The 20,932-nt window shown below is 67.5% G+C and carries 22 protein-coding genes; 18 read left to right on the forward strand and 4 right to left on the reverse strand.

Annotation, left to right across the window (positions count from 1 at the left end):
* The first annotated feature begins 40 nt into the window (after nucleotides 1–40).
* The 3 genes from FHY06_RS02080 (at nucleotide 41) to FHY06_RS02090 (ending at nucleotide 3,298) form a co-directional block, all read left to right on the forward strand.
* Entirely contained in the window at nucleotides 41–766 is a 726-nt protein-coding gene (locus FHY06_RS02080) for a response regulator transcription factor (RefSeq protein ID WP_184603110.1), read from the forward strand.
* Nucleotides 763–2,259 (forward strand): sensor histidine kinase, encoded by a 1,497-nt coding sequence (locus tag FHY06_RS02085; protein WP_409327433.1) that lies wholly within the window; start codon nucleotides 763–765, stop codon nucleotides 2,257–2,259. The genes FHY06_RS02080 and FHY06_RS02085 overlap by 4 nt, the downstream gene beginning before the upstream one ends.
* Nucleotides 2,260–2,344: 85 nt before the next feature.
* The gene (locus FHY06_RS02090) at nucleotides 2,345–3,298 is read left to right on the forward strand and encodes a crotonase/enoyl-CoA hydratase family protein (RefSeq protein WP_184603113.1); all 954 of its coding nucleotides are present in this window, start codon (nucleotides 2,345–2,347) and stop codon (nucleotides 3,296–3,298) included.
* A 39-nt stretch (nucleotides 3,299–3,337) separates the two neighbouring features.
* Here the strand turns inward: FHY06_RS02090 and FHY06_RS02095 are convergent, their stop codons facing one another.
* Nucleotides 3,338–4,879, reverse strand: a complete 1,542-nt coding sequence (locus FHY06_RS02095) for an alpha/beta hydrolase family protein (protein ID WP_184603115.1) — start codon at nucleotides 4,877–4,879, stop codon at nucleotides 3,338–3,340.
* A gap of 190 nt (nucleotides 4,880–5,069) precedes the next feature.
* A complete protein-coding gene (locus FHY06_RS02100) occupies nucleotides 5,070–5,978 on the reverse strand; it encodes a transglutaminase family protein (protein WP_260309761.1) in 909 nt (302 codons plus the stop codon).
* 123 nt (nucleotides 5,979–6,101) lie between these two features.
* Between FHY06_RS02100 and FHY06_RS02105 the strand changes: the two genes are divergently transcribed.
* Nucleotides 6,102–6,437, forward strand: coding sequence for an antibiotic biosynthesis monooxygenase family protein (locus FHY06_RS02105; RefSeq protein ID WP_184603117.1), 336 nt, complete (start codon nucleotides 6,102–6,104; stop codon nucleotides 6,435–6,437).
* A gap of 8 nt (nucleotides 6,438–6,445) precedes the next feature.
* Here FHY06_RS02105 and mnmC read toward each other — a convergent pair whose 3' ends face one another.
* The gene (gene mnmC, locus FHY06_RS02110) at nucleotides 6,446–8,377 is read right to left on the reverse strand and encodes a bifunctional tRNA (5-methylaminomethyl-2-thiouridine)(34)-methyltransferase MnmC2/FAD-dependent 5-carboxymethylaminomethyl-2-thiouridine(34) oxidoreductase MnmC1 (protein ID WP_184603120.1); all 1,932 of its coding nucleotides are present in this window, start codon (nucleotides 8,375–8,377) and stop codon (nucleotides 6,446–6,448) included.
* Nucleotides 8,378–8,391: 14 nt separating this feature from the next.
* Nucleotides 8,392–8,667, reverse strand: coding sequence for an oxidative damage protection protein (locus FHY06_RS02115; RefSeq protein ID WP_019652908.1), 276 nt, complete (start codon nucleotides 8,665–8,667; stop codon nucleotides 8,392–8,394).
* A 175-nt stretch (nucleotides 8,668–8,842) separates the two neighbouring features.
* Between FHY06_RS02115 and FHY06_RS02120 the strand changes: the two genes are divergently transcribed.
* The 14 genes from FHY06_RS02120 to FHY06_RS02185 all read left to right on the forward strand — a co-directional run bounded on the left by FHY06_RS02120 (nucleotide 8,843) and on the right by FHY06_RS02185 (nucleotide 20,928).
* Entirely contained in the window at nucleotides 8,843–9,892 is a 1,050-nt protein-coding gene (locus FHY06_RS02120; RefSeq protein WP_311733663.1) for a sulfate ABC transporter substrate-binding protein, read from the forward strand.
* A gap of 134 nt (nucleotides 9,893–10,026) precedes the next feature.
* The gene (gene ssuE, locus FHY06_RS02125; protein ID WP_019652906.1) at nucleotides 10,027–10,611 is read left to right on the forward strand and encodes an NADPH-dependent FMN reductase; all 585 of its coding nucleotides are present in this window, start codon (nucleotides 10,027–10,029) and stop codon (nucleotides 10,609–10,611) included.
* Between the two features lie 173 nt (nucleotides 10,612–10,784).
* On the forward strand, nucleotides 10,785–11,810 hold the full coding sequence (locus FHY06_RS02130) for a sulfonate ABC transporter substrate-binding protein (protein ID WP_132799062.1): 1,026 nt from the start codon (nucleotides 10,785–10,787) through the stop codon (nucleotides 11,808–11,810).
* Between the two features lie 33 nt (nucleotides 11,811–11,843).
* On the forward strand, nucleotides 11,844–12,806 hold the full coding sequence (locus FHY06_RS02135) for a sulfonate ABC transporter substrate-binding protein (RefSeq protein WP_184603122.1): 963 nt from the start codon (nucleotides 11,844–11,846) through the stop codon (nucleotides 12,804–12,806).
* Nucleotides 12,806–13,975 carry an FMNH2-dependent alkanesulfonate monooxygenase gene (ssuD, locus tag FHY06_RS02140; RefSeq protein ID WP_026346207.1) on the forward strand — a complete coding sequence of 390 codons (1,170 nt, stop codon included), beginning with the start codon at nucleotides 12,806–12,808 and terminating at the stop codon, nucleotides 13,973–13,975. The genes FHY06_RS02135 and ssuD overlap by 1 nt, the downstream gene beginning before the upstream one ends.
* Nucleotides 13,976–13,984: 9 nt before the next feature.
* The gene (ssuC, locus tag FHY06_RS02145) at nucleotides 13,985–14,833 is read left to right on the forward strand and encodes an aliphatic sulfonate ABC transporter permease SsuC (RefSeq protein WP_126181659.1); all 849 of its coding nucleotides are present in this window, start codon (nucleotides 13,985–13,987) and stop codon (nucleotides 14,831–14,833) included.
* 10 nt (nucleotides 14,834–14,843) lie between these two features.
* A complete protein-coding gene (locus tag FHY06_RS02150; RefSeq protein ID WP_126181660.1) occupies nucleotides 14,844–15,815 on the forward strand; it encodes an aliphatic sulfonate ABC transporter substrate-binding protein in 972 nt (323 codons plus the stop codon).
* 7 nt (nucleotides 15,816–15,822) lie between these two features.
* Nucleotides 15,823–16,665, forward strand: coding sequence for an ATP-binding cassette domain-containing protein (locus tag FHY06_RS02155; RefSeq protein ID WP_019652901.1), 843 nt, complete (start codon nucleotides 15,823–15,825; stop codon nucleotides 16,663–16,665).
* A 40-nt stretch (nucleotides 16,666–16,705) separates the two neighbouring features.
* Nucleotides 16,706–17,995: an O-acetylhomoserine aminocarboxypropyltransferase/cysteine synthase family protein gene (locus tag FHY06_RS02160; RefSeq protein ID WP_184603124.1), complete on the forward strand. Its 1,290-nt coding sequence runs from the start codon at nucleotides 16,706–16,708 to the stop codon at nucleotides 17,993–17,995.
* Between the two features lie 22 nt (nucleotides 17,996–18,017).
* The gene (locus tag FHY06_RS02165; RefSeq protein WP_019652899.1) at nucleotides 18,018–18,614 is read left to right on the forward strand and encodes a malonic semialdehyde reductase; all 597 of its coding nucleotides are present in this window, start codon (nucleotides 18,018–18,020) and stop codon (nucleotides 18,612–18,614) included.
* Between the two features lie 60 nt (nucleotides 18,615–18,674).
* Entirely contained in the window at nucleotides 18,675–18,890 is a 216-nt protein-coding gene (locus tag FHY06_RS02170; protein ID WP_007829250.1) for a TOBE domain-containing protein, read from the forward strand.
* Between the two features lie 258 nt (nucleotides 18,891–19,148).
* Entirely contained in the window at nucleotides 19,149–19,814 is a 666-nt protein-coding gene (locus FHY06_RS02175) for a peptidoglycan recognition protein family protein (protein ID WP_184603126.1), read from the forward strand.
* The gene (locus FHY06_RS02180; RefSeq protein WP_093302762.1) at nucleotides 19,811–20,368 is read left to right on the forward strand and encodes a hypothetical protein; all 558 of its coding nucleotides are present in this window, start codon (nucleotides 19,811–19,813) and stop codon (nucleotides 20,366–20,368) included. Before FHY06_RS02175 ends, FHY06_RS02180 begins: the two co-directional genes overlap by 4 nt.
* Nucleotides 20,368–20,928: a hypothetical protein gene (locus FHY06_RS02185; RefSeq protein ID WP_132799052.1), complete on the forward strand. Its 561-nt coding sequence runs from the start codon at nucleotides 20,368–20,370 to the stop codon at nucleotides 20,926–20,928. Before FHY06_RS02180 ends, FHY06_RS02185 begins: the two co-directional genes overlap by 1 nt.
* Nucleotides 20,929–20,932: the final 4 nt, after the last annotated feature.

Here is a 20,932-nt window from a genome sequence, read left to right on the forward strand (position 1 = left end):
GATAACTCCGCCGGCCGGTTGGCGGGACAATGGCGCCACCATGGACACTCCCAAGCGCGTGCTGATCGTCGAGGACGACGCCCACATTGCCGAGCTGCTGCGCATGCACCTGCGCGACGAGGGCTACGCCATCGAGCATGCCGCCGACGGCCATGCCGGCCTTCGCGAGCTGGAGCGCGGCAACTGGGACGCGCTGGTGCTCGACCTGATGCTGCCCGGCATCGACGGCCTGGAGATCTGCCGCCGAGCCCGCGCGATGAAGCGATACACGCCGATCATCATCATCAGCGCCCGGTCCAGCGAGGTGCACCGCATCCTCGGGCTGGAGCTGGGGGCCGACGACTACCTGGCCAAGCCCTTCTCGGTGCTGGAGCTGGTGGCGCGGGTGAAGGCGCTGCTGCGGCGTACCGACGCGATGGCGCGCAACGCGCGCATGGACTCGGGCAGCCTCACGCTGGGCAACCTCGACATCGAGCCGCTGTCGCGGGAGGTTCGGGTGGACGGCAAGCCGGTCGAACTCACGCCGCGCGAGTTCGACCTGCTGTACTTCTTCGCGCGCAACCCCGGCAAGGTGTTCTCTCGGCTCGATCTGCTCAACCAGGTCTGGGGCTACCAGCACGACGGCTACGAGCACACCGTCAACACCCACATCAACCGGCTGCGCACCAAGGTGGAGGCCGATCCGGCGCAGCCGAAGCGCATCCTCACCGTGTGGGGGCGCGGCTACAAGCTCTCGGGCACCGGCAGCGCGGAGGAGGCCGCATGACGATGGCCTGGGCCACGCTCTCGCGGCGGCTGTCGGCCGTGTTCGCGGTGCTGCTGCTGGTGTGCTGCGGTGCATCGGTGTGGCTGCAGGTGCGCTCCAACGGCATGCACGAGCAGGAAGTCGTCCAGCGCCTGTCGCTCGGGCTGGCGGCGCACATCGCCGAGAACTCCGAACTCATGAAGCCCGGCGGGCTCGACCAGGCGGCGGTGAAGGACCTGTTCGACAAGCTGATGGCCGTCAACCCCAGCGTGGAGGTCTACCTGCTCGGACTGGACGGCCGCATCGAGGCGCAGGCCGCGCCGCCCGGGCACCTGAAGCGCGACAGGGTCGACCTGGGGCCCATCCGCAAGCTGCTGTCGGGCGCGCCGCTGCCGATCGCGGGGGACGATCCTCGCAGCCCGAACGGCGCGAAGGTGTTCAGCGCCGCGCCGCTGCAGATGGGCGGTCGCGACGCCGGCTACGTCTACGTGGTGCTGCAGGGCGAGGACCACGACGCGCTGGTCGCCAACGTGGCGGCCGACAACGTGCTGCGCACCACGCTGTGGACGATGGGTCTGGTGTCTCTGCTCGGTCTGCTGGCGGGGCTGGCGGCGTTCCGCCTCATCACGCGGCCGCTGCGCGAGCTCACCGCGGCGGTGAAGCGCTTCGAGAGCGAGGGCATCGCATCGCTCGAAGGCGAGGCGCCCACGCTGGAGCGGCTTTCGCATGGCAGCGACGAGATCGCCCAGCTCGGCCAGGCCTTCGCGCAGATGACCCGCCGCATCGCCGAGCAATGGCGCGAGCTGACCTTGCAGGACCAGCAGCGCCGCGAACTCTTCGCCAACATCTCGCACGACCTGCGCACCCCGCTGACCTCGCTGCACGGTTACCTCGAGACGCTGCTGCTCAAGGCCGGCACGCTCGACGAGGCGGAGCGGCGGCGCTACCTCGAGATCGCGCTCGGTCAGAGCCGCAAGGTGGGCCGGCTGGCGCAGGAGGCCTTCGAGCTGGCGCGGCTCGAATACGGCGTGGTCAAGCCCGGGAAGGAAAGCTTCGCGCTCGCAGACCTGGTGCAGGACGTGTTCCAGAAGTTCGAGCTGGCGGCGGAGGCCAGGCACCAGCGCCTGAAGCCCGACATCGCGCCGGGCCTGCCGGTGGTGTCGGCCGATCTCGGCATGATCGAGCGCGTACTGACCAACCTGCTGGACAACGCCATCCGCCACACCCCCGAGGGCGGCGAGATCGTGGTGCAGCTGCGCGCCGAGAACGGCGGTGTGACCGTGCAGGTGAGCGACACCGGCCCCGGCATTCCTGGCGAGCTTCAGAAGGCGATCTTCACGCGCCCGGTGTTCATGAGCGGCTCGCGATCCGACGGCACGGCCAGCAGCGGCGGGCTGGGCCTCGTGATCGTCAAGCGCATCCTGCAGCTGCACGGCAGCGACATACGGCTGGTGGAGCAGCCCGACAAGGGCGCGGTGTTCCGCTTCCAGCTCGGTGGCGCGGCAGGGGGCTGAAGGCTCTTCCCGGGTCTGGGCGCGCGAGGAGGTCGATGCTAGAAGAGCGGTGCGACCGACCCTCGATACAAGGAGACAGCCCACCATGCCAGCCTTCGACACCGTCCTGATCGACAAGGACCCGCAGCACCCGCGCATCGCGCGCCTCGTGCTGAACCGGCCCGAGAAGCTCAATGCCATCGGCGAGACCACGCCCGCCGAGATACGCCGTGCGGTCGAGTGGGCCGAGGCCGACGACGAGGTGCACGTGATCGTGGTCGAGGGTGCGGGCCGCGCCTTCTGCGCCGGCTACGACCTCGGCGACTACGCCGAGGGCCACGGCCGCGAAGGCGGCGCAGGGCACGGCGACCACCCCTGCCGACAGGAGAAGACGCCCTGGGACCCGATGCTCGACTACGCCGCCATGAAGCGCAACACCGACGACTTCATGGCGCTATGGCGCAGCCGAAAGCCCACCATCGCCAAGGTGCACGGCTACGCGGTGGCCGGCGGCAGCGACATCGCGCTGTGCTGCGACCTGCTGACCATGGCCGACGACGCGCGGATCGGCTACATGCCCACGCGCGTGTGGGGCTGCCCGACCACCGCGATGTGGACCTACCGCCTCGGCGCCATGCGTGCCAAGCAGCTCATGTTCACCGGCGACACCATCACCGGCGTCCAGGCGGCCGAATGGGGGCTGGCCAATTTCTCGGTGCCCGCTCAGCAGCTCGAGGAGGCCACGATGCAGCTCGCACAGCGCATCGCCGGCGTGCCGGGCTCGCACCTCATGATGCACAAGCTGGTCGTCAACCAGGTCTGGCATTCGATGGGGCTGGAGCAAAGCCAGATGTTCGCCACCGTGTTCGACGGCATCACCCGCCACAACCCCGAGGGCATGTGGTTCAGGCGGCAGGCGGAGGCCGAGGGCTTCAAGAGCGCTGTGCAGTGGCGCGACAGCGGCCTGCCGATTCCGGAAGGCGACGAGGCGAGGGCGCGCATCGCCGAGCTCGAAGCGAAGCTCGCTGCCGCGCGGGCGGCGGTGCCGCCCGCGGGCTGACGGCAGGCCGACGAGCCCGCCGGTCCTCGCCTCGAAGCCTCAAGGGGCGCAGGGGGCGCCTACCGCCAACTGCGAGCGCACGGCCATCAGGTCCGTGCTGTCGTCCGGGCTCTGTGCATTGCGGGTGAACTTGCAGCCGTACAGCGAGCTTGCAACCGTGGAGGGCGTGACCACGTCGTCGCCCGCGGGCTTGGCGGTGTTGTCCTGCTCCCAGGCGAGCATGGCCGCGAAGGCTTCTTCCTGTTCCTTGATCGTGAAGTCGCAGTGCGTGATGCCGCGGATGGCGCGCTGCACCAGCCACTGGCTGTTGCCCTTGGCCGCCACGCGCTGGTTGTAGATCTGCTCCATGCTGAAGGGCACGTACAGGTCGCCGAGCGTGTGCAGCGTGACCACAGGGATCTTGAACTCGCCGTTGACCTTGGGAATCCAGCGCAGCCCGTCGGTGCGCAGGCGATTGGCGTCCGGCGCGGCGGTGAGCTTCTGCGCGCTCGCATTGAGCTGGTCGGTGGCGGCGGTGTCGCCGTCGATCTTGTAGGTGAAGCGGTTGGTGTCCAGCGTGCTCTTGTTGAGGATGCCGTTGACCGTGCCGTCGCTGCCGAACACGCCCCAGACCGCCTGGAAGGAGCGGCCTTTGCCAAGTGCGAACTGGAAGAGCGGACGCGGGCCACCGGTCAGGTTCTGCAGCACCGAGGCGTAGGCCAGGCCGGTGGCGCCGTTGGGCACGATGTCCGAGCTCGTGAAGGTCGAGAAGAGCGTGGCGGTGACCTGCGCGCCGATGTCGGCCCACTTCGGCGTCGGATAGCTGGCGTTGCCGGCCAGTGCCTGCGCAGTCACTTGCGCGGCGGCGAAATAGTCGAACAGCTCGGTGTCGCCCACCACGCCGCACATCGGCACCGCGCCGTTGTACTTCACCTTGTGGTTGGCCGTGGCGTAGGCCTCGTCCTCGATGGCGGCCGCCGTGATGTGGCCACCCATCGAGTGGCCGGTGATGAAGATCTTCGAAGGCGCTGCGAGCTCGCGGCCGTTGGCCTTGGCGATGGCGTTGAACTGCAGGGCGAGGGCGTTGGTGTCCTCCACGCCGGCGCGCACGTCGTAGTAGTTCTTGCTGTAGCTGGAGGCCGCCCAGGCGTAGCCGTTCTGGATCAGGTAGCGGCGGATCGTCGGCGTGCCGGCCTTCAGCAGGTTGCCTTCGCCGGCATAGCCGTGCGCGTACATCACGAGCTTGCCGTTCCAGTTGGCGGGCACCTCGACGTTGTACTGGGCGCCACCCAGCATGCCGGCCCAGCGGCTGGTGGTGCTGTTGTCGACGGTGTCGCTCGGGGCGGCCGCGAGCGCGGCGAATGTGGTGGCCGAGGGGTCTGCCGGCGCGAAGGAGTTGCGGCTGTCCTGCAGGCGGGTCTCTTCCGGCGCGGGGGCCGGTGCGGGGGGCGGGGGCGCCGGCGGGTTGGGGGCCGGAGCGGGAGCTGGGGCGGGGGCCGAGGGCAGGAAGGTGAATCCGTTCGAGCCGCCGCCTCCGCCGCCGCACGAGGCGACGGCGAGGCTGGCTGCCAGGGCGATGAGTGTCAGGCGCGCTGAATGCATGGGGTGTCTCTCTCCGTTTTTTTCAGGTTCTTGGAATAGGACCGGCGCGGCGCTGCACCCGCGATCGCGTAGAACGACCGTGCTATTTCGCTGGCCGGCGGCGCAGCGTAGAGGCGATGCCGAAGCCGCCCGTGGGGGATTTCCCGCAGCGGCTATCACTTGCGCGACAGCCGTGCAGGTCGTGTCGCCGTCAGCCCTCGCGGCGCGTGACGAGCACCGTGGCTTCCAGGCCCTCGTAGGCCTCCGGGTCGCCGAACCAGCTGCCCGAGATGGGCGCCGCCAGCGAAGGGTCTCGCGCCACGCCCACGCGGATCAGCTGGCCGCTGCCCATGAGGTTGTTGGTGGGGTCGAAGGCAAGCCAGCCCACGCCCGGCAGGTAGGCCTGCAGCCAGGCGTGCGTGGTGCCGGCGCCGGTCATCGAGTCGGGCTCTCCCTGCGTGCGCGCGGCGGTGTCGAGTGCCGCGTCGTAGAGATAGCCGGAGACGAAGCGCGTCGCAATGCCCAGGCGGCGCGTGGCTTCCATCATCAGCAGCGCGTAGTCGCGGCAGCTGCCGCTGCCCAGCGCCAGCGTCTCCAGCGGCGTCTGGGTGCCTTCCTCGTCGCGCGCCTTGTACTCGAAGCTCTGGCCGATGTGCGCGTTCATGCGCGTGAGCACCTCGCGCGTGCTGTTGGGCTTGTCGCTGCGCAGGAACTGGTGGGCCCAGCGGATCAGGGTGCCTTGCCCGTCGTCGTCGTGGTGCGGGCGCAGGTAGTGCTCGAGGTCGAGGCGCTCCTGAACCGAGTAGGCAAAAGGCAGGAACTCGGCCGACGGGTCGAGCGTCAACAGGTCGCGCTGCGAGGGCGGCACGTGCTCGATCGTGAAGGAGCACACGATGCGCAGTTCGGTGGCTTCGCCCAGCGGCTGCACCAGCGCGACGGAGTTGGAGTTGGGGTCCTGGATGAGCCGCGTGTTCGCCTCGGGGCTCACCTGCAGGTCGGTGGCCAGCACGCGCAGGTCGTGGCTGTCGCGCGGACGGAACATCACGCGGTGCAGCCCGAAGCTGACCGGCTTGCTGTAGCGGTAGACGGTGGTGTGCCTGATGTCGTACTGGATGGCCATGCGCCGCATTCTCGTGCCTTCGCCCTGCAAAAGCGCGGCGCCGTACGCACCATGCCGCAGAATCGGCGCCCTCCGGTCCGCCCATTCCGTTCCATCGAGACATCGAGGAAATACCGCGCCGCCATGTACTCCGCCACCTTCATCTTCGCCAGCAAGCAATTCGACGACGAGTTCCACCGCCTCGACCAGACCATCGCCGCCGCCGCGAAGTCGCTGCCTGGCTACCTGGGCGAGGAAACCTGGGAAAACCCAGGAAACGGCCTGGTGTCGAACGTCTACTACTGGGACTCGCTCGAAAGCCTGCAGGCGCTGAGCCGGCATCCCGCGCACCAGCAGGCCAAGGCCGCGCAGGCGAACTGGCTCGACGGCTACAAGGTCGTGATCTCCGAAGTGCTGCGCACTTATGGCGACAGCCGCATCGACCACATGCTGGCGCCGGCGGTGAAGGGCGCCAGCTAGGACGCGATTCAGAGCCTTTGGGTGCCGAGCGCCTTGGCCAGCGTGGCAGACAGGGGCAGCGGCTCGGCATGCCACTGCGCGGCGAGCAGCTCGGCGCACAGGGCCGCGAAGCTCAGGCCGCGCGAGCCCAGCGCCGTGCACGCCCAGAGGCCGGCGTCGACCGGGCCTGCGAGCGGGCGCCGGTCGCCCGAGGCGCATCGGACGCCGACCCATGCGTGACTCTCGGCGTCGGCCAACGCCTGGGCGGCGGACGGGTGCAGGCGTGCGAGGCGCTCTCGGTTCGCGGCGCTGTCTGCCGCGCTGGGTTCGAGGCTGGTGCTATCACGGTCGAAGGTCGCACCGGCCAGCCACATCGGGGCTTCGCCGCGCTCGCCGGGGACGTGGGCGACCAGATGGCCGTCGCCGTTGATCGGCGTGTGGGGCAGCGGGGTGCTGTCGTCGGGCATCGGGCCGAAGGCGACCTGTCCGCGCACCGGCTGCAATGGCAGGGCGGGTGCGAAGCGGCCCGATTCGAAGCCGGCGCAGATGACGACGCGGTCCGCTTCGGCCAGCAACCCGCCCGAAGCATCGAACAGCCGCCAGCCGTCCGGATGCCGCTCCAGCCGTTCCACCCGGCAGCCGCCGCGGAACTCGACGCCGGGCTGGCGCAGCCAGGCTGCGATCAGCCGCCAAGGCTTCACCCAGGCCGCGCGCGCGTGCCAGATCGCGGGCGTGTCGGTGGTCAGGCCGGCTGCGGCCAGCCGATCGGCATCGGCGGGCCAGGATTCGTTCGGCCCACGGCTGCTCCAGCCGGCGGGCACGCGCACATCGCCATCGGGCCGGCGTTCCAGCACGCCGGTGGCGCACCAGTCGCGGCCTTCTTCGAGCAGGCGCTCGAGTTCGATCCACGTCGCGCGGATGCCTGCCCGCGTGAGCCGCGAGAGCAGCGCGTCGTCGGGCGACACATGCGGTGCCAGCATGCCGACAGGCAACGACGACGCACCGGACGCAGGCCAGTCGGCCGCATCGAGCACCGTCACGTGCCAGCCGCGACGGGCTAGGCTGGCAGCCACGGCGGCGCCTGCCAGGCCCGCGCCGACGATGGCGCAGCGGCCCGGCGCATCGACGCGCTCGGGCACGGGCTCGCGGCGGCGCACGGTCCAGGCGGGGGCGAAGGTACCGCACAGGCAGTCGCGCTTGGGCGGCAGGCCGGGACGCTTCTCGATGACGAAGCCCTGCTGCGCCAGCGCGTCGCGAATCGCCCGCGCGATGGTCCAGGTGGCGATGCGCGTGCCCTGGCGGGCGAAGCGCGACACCGCCTTGAGCGTGTCCGGCGACCACATTTCAGGGTTCTGCCGGGGACTGAAGCCGTCTAGAAAGATGCTGTCGGCCTCGAAGCGCTGGGCACGCAGCATCGGCTGCACGTCGCCTACGCACAGCGTGAGCAGCACGCGGCCATCGTCGAAGGCCAGCCGATGGAAGCCCGGCAGCAGGCCGTTCCACTGCGCAGCCAGTTCGGCGGCCAGCGGAGCCAGCTCAGGATAGGCGCCCGCCGCGCGCAGCAGATCGGCGGCCGAGACCGGATGGGCCTCCACCGAGACGAAGTGCAGCAAGCGCGGGCGTGCCAGGTCGGCGCGCCACGCCTGCCAGGTCGTCAGGAAATTGAGGCCCAGGCCGAGGCCGGTTTCGAGAATCCGCCACTGGGGCTGTCCGCCCCAGGCCTGCGGCAGGCCGCAGCCGCCGAGGAAGACGTGGCGCGACTGAGCCAGTGCGCCGGTTTCTGTGTGATAGATGTCGTCGAAGCGCTCGCTGCGGGGAACGCCGTCTGCGCGCCAGGTAACAGGCTCACCCCCAGGCTTCGCGCACTTCGTGTCGCTTCGCCCACCCCCTTCGAGGGGGCAACACCTCCAGCCCGGCGAAGCCGGTTCTGCGGTGTTTCCCGAGGAAGAGGTGGGCGGCAATCGCGGGGTGACTGTCAGGGGGCCGTGGGGGGGACGTAGCCTTGCGCCACGTCGGCGCCTTCGCCGAAGAAGTGCTTTTCCATCTGCCGAGCCAGGTACTGGCGGGCGCGCAGATCGGCCAGGTTCAGCCGGTTCTCGTTGACCAGCATGGTCTGCTGCTTGAGCCAGGCGGCCCAGGCTTCCTTGCTGACGCTTTCCCAGATCCGCTTGCCCAGTTCGCCGGGGTAGGGCGGGAAGTCGAGACCTTCGGCCTCTTTGCCGAGCTTGATGCACTGAACCATGCGTGCCATTTCTGTTGCCTTCTGAACGGGAAAAAGTGGGGATACGGGAAAAACCGGGGAGAGCCGGCGGCGGGCTGCTTAGTTGATTTGGCTATTTAGAACTGAAAACTTGGTCGTTCCAGTTTCTATATGTCGTATTGAGAATACGCAGCTTCATCGATATGCCTTTTAAGAGCAAGACACCATGAGCCTTCGCCGCGACTTTATCAAGCTTTCCCTGGGTGCCGGCGTGGCCGGTGCCATGGCCCTGTCGGCATTGCCGGCGCTCGCCCAAGGCGCGGCGGCTGCCAAGGGCCCCGTGACGCTGCTGAACGTGTCGTACGACCCGACCCGCGAGCTCTACGTGGACTACAACCAGGCCTTCGCCAAGTACTGGAAGGCCAAGACCGGCCAGGACGTGACGGTCAAGCAGTCGCACGGCGGCTCGGGCAAGCAGGCCCGCTCGATCATCGACGGCATCGACGCCGACGTGGCCACGCTGGCGCTGGGCGGCGACATCGACGCGCTGGTCTCCCACGGCGGCCTGGTCAAGGCCGACTGGCAGAAGCGCCTGCCGCACAACTCTGCTCCCTACACCTCGACCATCGTGTTCCTGGTGAAGAAGGGCAATCCCAAGGGCCTGAAGGACTGGGACGACCTGGTCAAGCCCGGCGTGCAGGTGATCACCCCCAACCCCAAGACCTCGGGCGGCGCCCGCTGGAACTACCTGGCCGCCTGGGAATTCGCCAAGCGCAAGTACGGCGGCGACGCGAAGGCCAAGGAATACATCGGCAACCTGTTCAAGAACGTGCCCGTGCTCGACACCGGCGCGCGCGGCGCGACCATCACCTTCGTGCAGCGCGGCGTGGGCGACGTGCTGCTGGCCTGGGAGAACGAAGCCTTCCTGGCGCTGAAGGAATTCGGCCCCGAGAAGTTCGAGATCGTGGTGCCGTCGATCTCCATCCTGGCCGAGCCCAGCGTGTCGGTGGTCGACAAGGTCGTCGACAAGAAGGGCACGCGCGAGGTGGCCGAGGAGTACCTGAAGTACCTGTACTCCGACGAAGGCCAGGACATCGCCGGGCGCAACTTCTACCGCCCGACCTCCGAGAAGGCCAAGGCCAAGTACGACAAGCAGTTCCCCAAGCTCACGCTGGTGACCATCGACCAGGCCTTCGGCGGCTGGGCGAAGGCCGACAAGGAGCACTTCGCCGACGGCGGCTCCTTCGACCAGATCTACAACACAAAACAGAAGTAACTGGCTCGCCCGCAGGCTGCGCGCACCGCGCGTCGCTTCGCCAACCCCTACCGGGGGTGGGCAGGCCGCTTCGGGCGGTCGTGCGCGGCGGCCCCGACGAATTCGCGCTTGTTTTCATCGAACTAAGGTTTTCCGTGTCCGTTCTCCTGATTGCCGGCAGCCCCACGGCCCCATCCCGCTCAACCGCCTTGCTCGACGCGGTGGGTGAGCGGCTGGCCCAGCGTCACGCGCGGATCGAGCGGCTCGCCGTTCGCGAACTGCCGGCGCAGGCGCTGCTCCTGGCCGAGTGGAACCACCCGGCCATCGAACGGGCCATCGCCCAGGTGGCGGCCGCCCGCGTGATCGTGGTGGCCACGCCGGTCTACAAGGCGGCCTACAGCGGCCTGCTCAAGGTCTTCCTCGATCTGCTCTCGCAGAACGCACTGAAGGGCAAGACGGTGCTGCCGCTGGCCACCGGCGGCAGCCCGCACCACATGCTTGCGCTCGACTACGCGCTGCGGCCCGTGCTGCAGTCGCTGTCGGCGCGCCACATCCTGCCGGGCGTGTACGCCAGCGAATCGCAGATCGCGCTGACGCCCGAGAACGCCTACCAGGTGCACAACGACCTGGCCGAGCGACTCAACGAGGCCGTCGAGGTGCTTGCCACCGAAGGTCTCAAGCTGCCTGCCACGCACGGCTTCGAGCCGGTGCCGTTTTCCCGCGTGCGATGTAGCGTTTAGCGGGGCTCGCCCCCAGGCTGCGCGGCACTTCGTGCCGCTTCGCCAACCCCCTACCGGGGGCAACACCTGCGGCCCGGCAAAGCCGGTTCCGCGGCGTTCCACGAAAAGGCTTCCGGCACATCGCGTGCCGTGGGCCAGCCTTTGCCCGACGTTTTGCACCAAGGAATCCACGCATGAACCCCGTCGCAACCGAAGACCCCGTGCTCGAAGTGCCGCCGCGCTCCTTCTGGCGCGGCCTGCGCGATCTGCTGATCAGCGCCATCGTGGTCAGCGCCATCGCGCTGATCGTGAGTTTCATCTCCGCCGCCTCGGCGCATGCCCAAGGCAAGGGCGAGCTGCGCATCGGCTACCAGAAGTCGGCCAGCCTGTTCGTGCTGCAGAAGGCGCAGGGCACGCTCGAGAAGAAGCTCGCGCCGCTGGGCTTCGGCGTGAAGTGGGTCGAGTTCCCGGCCGGCCCGCAGCTGCTCGAAGGCCTGAATGTGGGCGCGGTCGACGTGGGCTACGTCGGCGAGGCGCCGCCCATCTTCGCGCAGGCCGCGGGCGCCAAGTTCGTCTACTTCGGCTACGACCCGGCCGCGCCGCGGGCTGAGGCCATCCTGGTCACGAAGGATTCGCCCATCAAGTCGGTCGCCGACCTGAAGGGCAGGAAGGTCGCGCTCAACAAGGGCAGCAACGTGCACTACCTGCTCGTGAAGCAGCTCGAGAAGAACGGCCTGAAGCTCTCCGACATCCAGCCCGTCTACCTCGCGCCCGCCGACGGCCGCGCCGCCTTCGAGAGCAGGAACGTCGATGCCTGGGTGATCTGGGACCCGTTCCAGGCCGCCGCCGAGAAAGCCACCGGCGCGCGCGTGCTGGCCGACGGCACCCCCGAGGTGGTCAACAACTACCAGTACTACCTGGGCGAGCGCGGCTTCGTGAAGAACAACCCGAAGGTCATCGACGCGCTGTTCGCCGACTCGGTGGAGCAGGGCATCTGGCTTAAGAAGAACCTGCGCCAGGCGGCCGAGCTGATCGCTCCGCTGCAGGGCCTGCCGGTCGACGTGGTCGAGCTCGCGCTGCGCCGCTACGAGTTCAACGTGAAGCCGATCACGCCGGCCGTCGCGGCCGACCAGCAAAGGATCGCCGACACCTTCTTCGCGCTGAAGCTCATTCCCAAGCCCATCAAGGTCAGCGAAGCCGTGGTCACGGCGCAGCCCTGAGGCCTTCGACGCATCGATCGTTCCCGCACAACCATGACACGCACCTCCATTCCCCGCCGACGCCTGATCCAGGGCGCGGCCGCGGCCATCGCGCTGCCTTCCTCCTTCGCCGCGCTGGCGCAGCAGTCGCCCGCGCGCCAGTTCCGCATCGGAAACCAGAAGGGCTATCTCACGCTGCTCAAGGGCCGCGGCACGCTCGAAAAACGCCTCGCGCCCCTGGGTGTGAGCGTGAAGTGGACCGAGTTCACCGCCGGCCCCGTGCAGCTCGAGGCGCTGAACGTCGGCTCCATCGACTTCGGCGACGTGGGCGAGGCTCCGCCCATCTTCGCGCAGGCTGCCGGCGCACCGCTGGCCTACGTGGGTGCGACCGTGCCGCGTCCGCAGTCGGAGGCGGTGCTGGTGCCCAAGGGCTCCACGATCAAGACCGTGGCCGATCTCAAGGGCAGGAAGATCGCGCTCAACAAGGGCTCGAACGTCCACTACTTCATCGTCAAGCTGTTCGAGAAGCACGGCCTCGCGTTCGCCGACCTGAACCTGGTCTACCTGCCGCCCGCCGATGCGCGCGCCGCCTTCGAGAAGGGCTCGGTCGACGCGTGGGTGATCTGGGACCCGTTCCTGGCCGCGGCCGAGAAGTCGCTCGACGCGCGCGTGCTGGCCGACGCCACCGGCGTGGTCGGCAACCGCGCCTACTACTTCTCCTCGCTGGACTACGTGGCGAAGAACGCCGACGTGCTGGCCATCGCGATCGAGGAGCTCAACAAGGTCGACGTCTGGGGTGCCGCCAACAAGGGCGAACTGGCCGGCGAGCTGGCCACGCTCTGGGGCCTTCCGAAGCCGGTGGCCGAACTGTCGGTGAACCGCTCGGCCTACGGCACCGCGCCGATCACCAAGGCCATCCTGGGCGAGCAGCAGAAGATCGCCGACACCTTCTTCGAACTGAAGCTGATCCCGAAAAAGATCAACGTGCTCGAAGCGGCGGGCGCGGGAGTCGCATGATGCAGATCTTCTGGTTCCTCCCCACGCACGGCGACAGCCGCTATCTCGGCACCAGCGAGGGCGCCCGCCCCATCGACCTGGCCTACCTGCAGCAGATCGCCGGCGCGGCCGACAACCTCGGCTACGAGGGCGTGCTGATCCCGACGGGCCGCTCCTGCGAAGACCCGTGGGTCATCGCCTCCAGCCTGATCGGCGCGACCAGGAAGCTCAAGTTCCTGGTGGCGGTGCGCCCCGGGCTGCACCAGCCCAGCCTCGCGGCGCGCATGGCCGCGACCTTCGACCGGCTCTCGGGCGGGCGGCTGCTGGTGAACCTGGTGACGGGCGGCGACCAGGCGGAGCTCGAAGGCGACGGCGTGTATCTGGACCACGCATCGCGCTACGAGCAGTCGGCCGAGTTCATCCGCATCTGGCGCGAGATCATCGCGCGCAGCCACGACGGGCAGTCTTTCGACTACGACGGCAAGCACCTGAGCGTGAAGGGCGCGAAGCTGCTCTACCCACCGGTGCAGAAGCCGTATCCGCCGGTGTGGTTCGGCGGTTCTTCGGCGCCTGCGCATGAGCTGGCGGCGGAGCAGGTCGACGCCTACCTCACCTGGGGCGAGCCGCCCGCCGAGGTGGCGAAGAAGATCGCCGACGTCCGGGCGCGCGCCGAGCGCAACGGGCGGAAGGTCGAGTTCGGCATCCGGCTGCACGTGATCGTGCGCGAGACGGAAGATGCCGCCTGGAAGGCCGCCGAGGAACTCATCAGCCGCGTGGACGACGAGACCGTGATCCGCGCCCAGGCCGCCTTCGCGCGCATGGATTCCGAAGGGCAGCGCCGCATGGCCGCGCTGCATGCGGGCGGTGCCAAGCGCACCCGCGCCGATCTGGAAATCGCGCCGAACCTGTGGGCCGGCGTGGGCCTGGTGCGTGGCGGTGCCGGCACTGCGCTGGTGGGCGACCCGAAGACGGTCGCTGCGCGCATCGAGGAATACGCGGCCCTGGGCCTCGACAAGTTCATCCTGTCGGGCTACCCGCATCTCGAAGAGGCCTACCGCTTCGCCGAGCTGGTGTTCCCGCTGCTGTCGCGCAAGGCGAAGACGCAGCTGGCCGGCGGCTCGCTGAGCGGGCCCTTCGGCGAGGTCGTCGCCAATCTGGACGCGCCGTCGCGCCTTGTCTCGCAAAGTTGAAGGATCGCCATGACTGAACAGGTTCAGGAACTGCCGGCGGTCGTGCCGGCCGAGGAGGTGGGCGGCAGCGCGTTCAAGGCCTTCGCGGTCAACGTCGCGAAGCGGCTGGTGCCATGGCTGGTGCCGGTGGGGCTCATCGTCTTCTGGCAGATCGCCTCGTCGCTGGGCTGGCTCAGCACGCGCGTGCTGCCGGCGCCCATCGACGTGGTGAAGGCTGCATGGAACCTCACGGTGTCCGGCGAGCTGTGGACGCACGTGAAGGTCAGCGCGGGCCGCGCTCTGCTGGGGTTGGCCATCGGCGGCGGTGCAGGGCTGGCTCTGGGCCTGCTCACCGGGTCGGTGAAGTTCTTCGAGACGCTGCTCGACTCCACCATCCAGATGGTGCGCAACATCCCGGCGCTGGCGCTGATCCCGTTGGTGATCCTGTGGTTCGGCATCGACGAGTCGGCCAAGCTGTTCCTGATCTCGGTGTCGGTGTTCTTCCCGATCTACCTGAACACTTTCCACGGCATCCGCAACGTCGATCCGCAGCTCATCGAGATGGGCCGCACCTACGGGCTCTCGCGCTGGCAGCTCTACCGCGAGGTGATCCTGCCGGGCGCGCTGTCGTCGATCCTGGTGGGCCTGCGTTTCTCGCTGGGGCTGATGTGGGTGATCCTGATCGTGGCCGAGACCATCTCGGCGCAGGCCGGCATCGGCTACCTCACGATGAACGCCCGCGAGTTCCTGCAGACCGACATCGTGCTGGTGGGCATCCTGCTGTACGCACTGCTGGGCAAGCTGGCCGACCTGTTCGCGCGCGGCCTGGAGCAATGGTGGCTGCGCTGGCACCCCGGCTACCAGAAGAAGGCGAAGTGAGGGCAGGGACATGACACGGCATCCATCGATCTCCCGTCGCACGGCCATCGCCACGCTCGCCGCACTCGGCTCGGGCGCAGTGTTCGCCCAGGGTGTGGCCAGCCGGCCCGCCACGGTGCGCCTGGGCTACCAGAAGTCGTCGACGCTCATCGCCGTGCTGAAGGCGCAGGGCGTGCTCGAGAAGCAGCTCGCACCGCTGAACGTCACGCTCAGCTGGCACGAGTTCACCAGCGGCCTGCCGCTGCTGGAGGCGCTGAACCTCGACAACCTCGACATCAGCGCCGACGTGGCCGACACCGTGCCCGTGTTCGCCCAGGCGGCCGGCGCCGACCTGACCTTCCTCGCGCAGGAGGCGCCGTCGCCCTCGGCGCAGGCCATCGTCGTGCGCGAGGATTCGCCAATCAGGACCGTGGCCGACCTCAAGGGAAAGAAGGTCGGCTTCGCGAAGGCGGCCGGCGCGCACTACCTGCTGATCGCCGCGCTCGACAAGGCCGGCCTCTCGTTCAGGGACATCGAGCCCGCCTACCTCACGCCCGCCGACGGCCGTGCAGCCTTCGAGAAGGGCGCGATCGACGCCTGGGTGGTGTGGGACCCGTTCCTCGCCGCTGCCCAGCGTCAGTCGAAGGTGCGCGTGCTTGCCGACGGCGCGGGCATCGCCTCGTACCAGCGCTACTACCTCGCGAGCAGCAAGTTCGCGAAGGCGCGGCCGGACGTGCTGCGCGTGGTCTACGCCGAGCTCGAGAAGACCGGCAAGTGGGTCAAGCAGAACCCGAAGGAGGCGGCCGCGCTGCTGTCTCCCGTGTGGGGCCTGGACGCCGCGACCATCGAGCAGGCCAACGCCCGTCGCAGCTACGCGGTGCGGCCGGTGGTGCCCGAGGGGCTGGGCGAGCAGCAGCGCATCGCCGATGCCTTCCTTGCCGAGAAGCTGCTTCCCAGAAAGATCGATGCGCTCAACGTGGCGCTGTTCAAGCCAGGAGCCTGAAGACATCATGAGTGCCGTCCTGAAAGACATCCAGACCCGGCCCCAGCCGCAAGCCATCGCCGGCGGCGTGCGCCTGGAGGCGCGCAACCTGCACAAGCGCTACGGCGCGCGCGAGGTGCTGCGCAACACCCGCCTGACCATCGAGCCGGGCCAGTTCATCGCCATCGTCGGGCGCAGCGGCTGCGGCAAGAGCACGCTGCTGCGGCTCATCGCGGGCCTGGAGGAGCCGAGCTCCGGCGGGCTCTACACCGACGGCAAGGCCGTGAACGGCCTGCACGACGACACGCGCATCATGTTCCAGGAGGCGCGCCTCCTGCCGTGGCGGCGCGTGCTCGACAACGTGACGCTGGGCCTGCCCAACGACGCCAAGGCGCGCGGCAAGGAAGTGCTGGCGCAGGTCGGACTGGCCGATCGCGAGAACGAATGGCCGGCTCGCCTGTCGGGCGGACAGCGCCAGCGCGTGGCCCTGGCGCGCGCGCTGGTGCACCACCCGCGCCTGCTGCTGCTCGACGAGCCGCTGGGCGCGCTCGATGCGCTCACGCGCATCGAGATGCATCGCCTGATCGAGAACCTCTGGCAGCGCCACCGCTTCACCGCACTGCTGGTGACGCACGACGTGCAGGAAGCCGTCGCGCTGGCCGACCGCGTGATCCTGATCGAGGACGGCCGCATCGCGCTCGACGAGAACATCGCGCTGGCCCGTCCGCGCTCGCAGGGCGACCCGGCATTCGCCGCGATCGAAAAACGAATCCTCGACAGGGTGCTGCAGAAGTCCGAAGAGACTGAAGCCGAGAGCACCGACGCCAGCTGGCTCGCAACTCCCGCGCACGCGTTGCGCTGGGCGATCTGACGAGCCTCTTCATCCATCAGCCCATTTGAAAGGCAGTCGCATGTCGCAGAACTGGAAATTCGAAACCCTGTCGGTGCACGCCGGCTATTCGCCCGACCCGACCACCCGCGCCGTGGCACCGCCCATCTACCAGACGGTGGCCTACGCCTTCGACAGCGCCCAGCACGGTGCCGACCTGTTCGACCTGAAGGTGCCGGGCAACATCTACACCCGCATCAACAACCCGACGCAGGACGTGCTGGAGCAGCGCGTGGCGGCGCTCGAAGGCGGCATCGCCGCGCTCGCGCTGGCCTCGGGGCAGGCGGCGGTGACCTACGCGATCCAGACCATTGCCGAGGCCGGCGACAACATCATCAGCAGCACGGCGCTCTACGGCGGCACCTACAACCTGTTCGCCCACACGCTGCCGCAGTTCGGCATCACCACGCGCTTCGCGGACCATCGCGACCCGTCCAGCTTCGAAAAGCTGTTCGACGAGCGGACCAAGGCGGTGTTCGTCGAGTCGCTGGGCAACCCCGCGGGCAACGTGACCGACATCGCGGCCATCGCCGAGATCGCGCACCGCAACGGCGTGCCGCTGATCGTCGACAACACGGTGCCTTCGCCGTACCTGAGCCGGCCCATCGAGCACGGCGCCGACATCGTGGTGCACTCGCTCACCAAGTACCTGGGCGGCCACGGCACCAGCATCGGCGGCGCGATCGTCGACTCGGGCAAGTTCCCGTGGGCCGAGCACAAGCAGCGCTTCAAGCGCCTGAACGAGGCCGACGTGAGCTACCACGGCGTGGTCTACACCGAGGCGCTGGGCCCGGCCGCCTACATCGGCCGCGCACGCGTGGTGCCGCTGCGCAACACGGGTGCGGCCATCTCGCCGTTCAACGCCTTCCAGATCCTGCAGGGCATCGAGACGCTCGCGCTGCGCGTCGACCGCATCAGCGACAACGCACTGCGCGTTGCGCAGCACCTGAAGACGCACAAGGCGGTGAAGTGGGTCAACTACGCAGCACTCGAAGACCACCCCGACCACGCGCTCGCGAAGAAATACCTGGGCGGCAAGGCCAGCGGCGTGCTGACCTTCGGCATCGGCAGCGGCCGCGAGGGCGGGGCGAAGTTCCTCGATGCGCTGAAGCTCTTCACGCGCCTCGTGAACATCGGCGACGTGCGCTCGCTGGCAACGCATCCGGCATCGACGACGCACAGGCAGCTTTCGCCCGAGGAACTGGCCCGCGCCGGCGTGACCGAGGACACGGTGCGCCTGTCGGTCGGCATCGAGCACATCGACGACCTGCTGGCCGACCTCGACCAGGCGCTGGCGGCGGCATCGAACTGAATCAAAGCCTTCTCTTGAAGCCATGACCACACTGCAATCAATCCCCGAAGCCGCGCTGGACCAGCTGTTCCGCAAGGCCCGCACCGTGCACGCGTTCAAGCCCGTGCCGGTGACCGACGAAATCATCCACAAGCTCTACGACCTGCTCAAGTGGGGCCCGACCGCCTTCAACGCCCAGCCGGCGCGCTACGTGTTCGTGCGCAGCGAGGAGGCCAAGGCGAAACTGAAGCCGGCCGTGTCGGCGGGCAACACCGCGCAGACGCTGGCCGCAGGCGTCACTGTGATCGTGGCGCAGGACACGCGCTTCTACGAGCACCTGCCCAGCCAGTTTCCGGCCTATGACGCCAAGCCGCTCTTCGAGAAGAGCGCCGAGGCTGCGCAGGCCACGGCGTTCCGCAACAGCAGCCTGCAGGGCGCCTACCTGATCCTGGCCGCACGTGCGCTCGGGCTCGATGCGGGCCCCCAGTCGGGCTTCAACGCCGACCTGGTCGACAAGGCCTTCTTCCCGGACGGCCGCTACCGCGCGAACTTCCTCGTCAACCTGGGCGTGGCCGACCACGCAGGCACCTTCGAGCGCGGCCCCCGGCTTGCGTTCGACGACGTGGCCGAGATCGTCTGAGCGCCGTTCGCCGTGCTTTTCCTCAACGAATTCCCCAATCAACCTGAAAGAGAACCCATCATGTCCATCCAAGCCATCAACGTCCGCAACCAGTTCAAGGGCAAGGTCCGCGAGATCATCCGCGGCGACGTCGTCTCCGAAGTCGACGTCGAAACCGCCTGGGGCATCGTCACCTCGGTCATCACCACGCGCTCGGTCGACGAGCTGCAGCTGAAGGTGGGCTCCGACGTGGTCGCCCTCGTGAAGTCGACCGAGGTCTCGATCGCGAAGCTCTGACGGACCCTCGGGCATCCGCGACGACCCGGCGCCGTGACGGCGCCGGGTTTTTTCTTTTCTGGCACCCGTGTTTTCAGCGGTTTACAGGGTGCGAATTCATCGATTGTGCTGAATTTTGGAAATCAATAAATTCTTTTAAAGACCTGAATCTCCTTTGAAGTCGTCGCCATAGCATGCGCCGCGAAGTCGTGTTCCGCAAATCGATGCGGGTCACGAATTCGTGAATACATTGAATCAAAAACTTCAGGGAGGAACCGCATGCTCGTTGAAATTGACGAACATGGAATGATCAGCCACGCGCGGGTGAGACATGCCCGCAGTCTGCAGATCGAGCGAGGGAAGAGGGCTGGAGCGATTACCGGCATCGTGGTGCACCAGACGGACGCCGATACTTCGGCGTCTTCACTGAACAGCTACAAGCGGCCGAAGGCAAACGGGGCGCACTTTCTCATCGACAAGGATGGGACGATTTATCAGACGGCGGCGATTTATCAGAGGACGAATCATGTGGGGCCGTTGCAGGCACCATGTCTGGTCATACCGACGTGCACGCTAAGTGACTTTCCAGAAAAAGTTGGGGCAACGGCAATGCATAGGATCGAGATGCGCAAGGCGCCAGCAGACCGCTATCCGAGCAACATGGAAGCCATAGGGATCGAAATGGTGGGGCGGGCAAGATTGCCGGAGGGATTCAAGCCCGATTCCAGGCAGAAGAGAATGTCGCTGGAGAGGCTGCGGGGCGACGCTGGGGTCTTTCCGACTCCGACAGCTGCTCAGAACCAAGCGCTTTCATGGCTTGTTCACGTACTCCAAGAGTCGATGCACCTCGCAGCGAGCGAAGTGTTTCGTCACCCGGATGTCAGCAGAAAAAACATTACCGAGGCGCAAGGCGCGAACTGGACACTCCCCATACCCACACCATGACAAGAATCGGCATGCTTCTGGCGGCGTTGGTTGCGACTGCAGCAGGCGCCTTGGCTCACGCGGCTGACAAGCGATACCCGCTTGATTCAGTAAAGAAGATCGAGGTCGTAGAACCCTCCAATGGGTCTGTGTGGGAGAACAAGGATCTCCTGGATTGCTCCGATGTTGTCCTGACTGAAGATGATGTGCGATATGCGCTGCGGCACATACGCAGGGTCACGGAGAAGGCTTTTTTCAGCGAGAAGACGGAGCGGACAGGGTGCTCGGGAGGTGCTTCCGTCACTTTCAGCAATGGAAAGATCATCGTCATCGGGGTCGAGCCCACGGGGAGGATCAACATCTTCGAAGCGGACGCGAAACTCGAACCTACCGGTGCTCCTGAAAGCTACTACGAGTGCGGTCCGTGCAGGACGCGCAAGATGATCCTTCTGCAGGATGCGTTCGATCGCGCCGATGAGCGCAGGCTGAAGAAACTGGTGGCGCAGGGACGAGTCTCTTCTGCCGAAGCGGAACTCCTGCTGCAGAAGGCGCGCTCAGCGCGCAAGGGGCCTTGATGCGCAGGATCAACAATCTCGTGGCCAGTGCTCTGGTTGGGGCGGCAGGACTATCTTCAGCCCATGCCGCTGATCCGCGATACCCCATCGCCTACGTGCAAACGGTGAAGATCACACTTCCTTCGCACCGAAGTGCATGGGAGAACAAAGATTTTCTGGACTGCGACGACGTCGTGCTGACAGAGGAGGATGTCCGCTATGCCTTGCGCCGTATGCGGAGAGTCTTGTGGAGGGGGTACGACCCCGAGAAAGTGGATACCACCGGGTGTGAAGGGGAGGCGTTCGTTACGTTCAAGAACGGGCGGATACTTGCCATGGGTATCGAGCCCACGGGACGAATCGCCACGGCGGAGTACGACGCCAAGATGAAGGTCGTTGCGGGTTCCTCTAGCTTCTACGAATGCCACCCTTGCCGAGACCGCAAGATGACCCTTCTGAAAGACGCGCTGAACCGCGCGGATGAGCGAAGGCTAAAGAAGCTGGTCGCAGAAGGGCGACTCTCCGCCAGCGAAGCGGAGTTTCGGCTGAAGAGGGTGCGAGACGAGCGCGACAAGCCCTGACAGG

Source organism: Variovorax atrisoli, assembly GCF_014195185.1.
Classification (GTDB): Bacteria; Pseudomonadota; Gammaproteobacteria; order Burkholderiales; family Burkholderiaceae_C; genus Variovorax; species Variovorax atrisoli.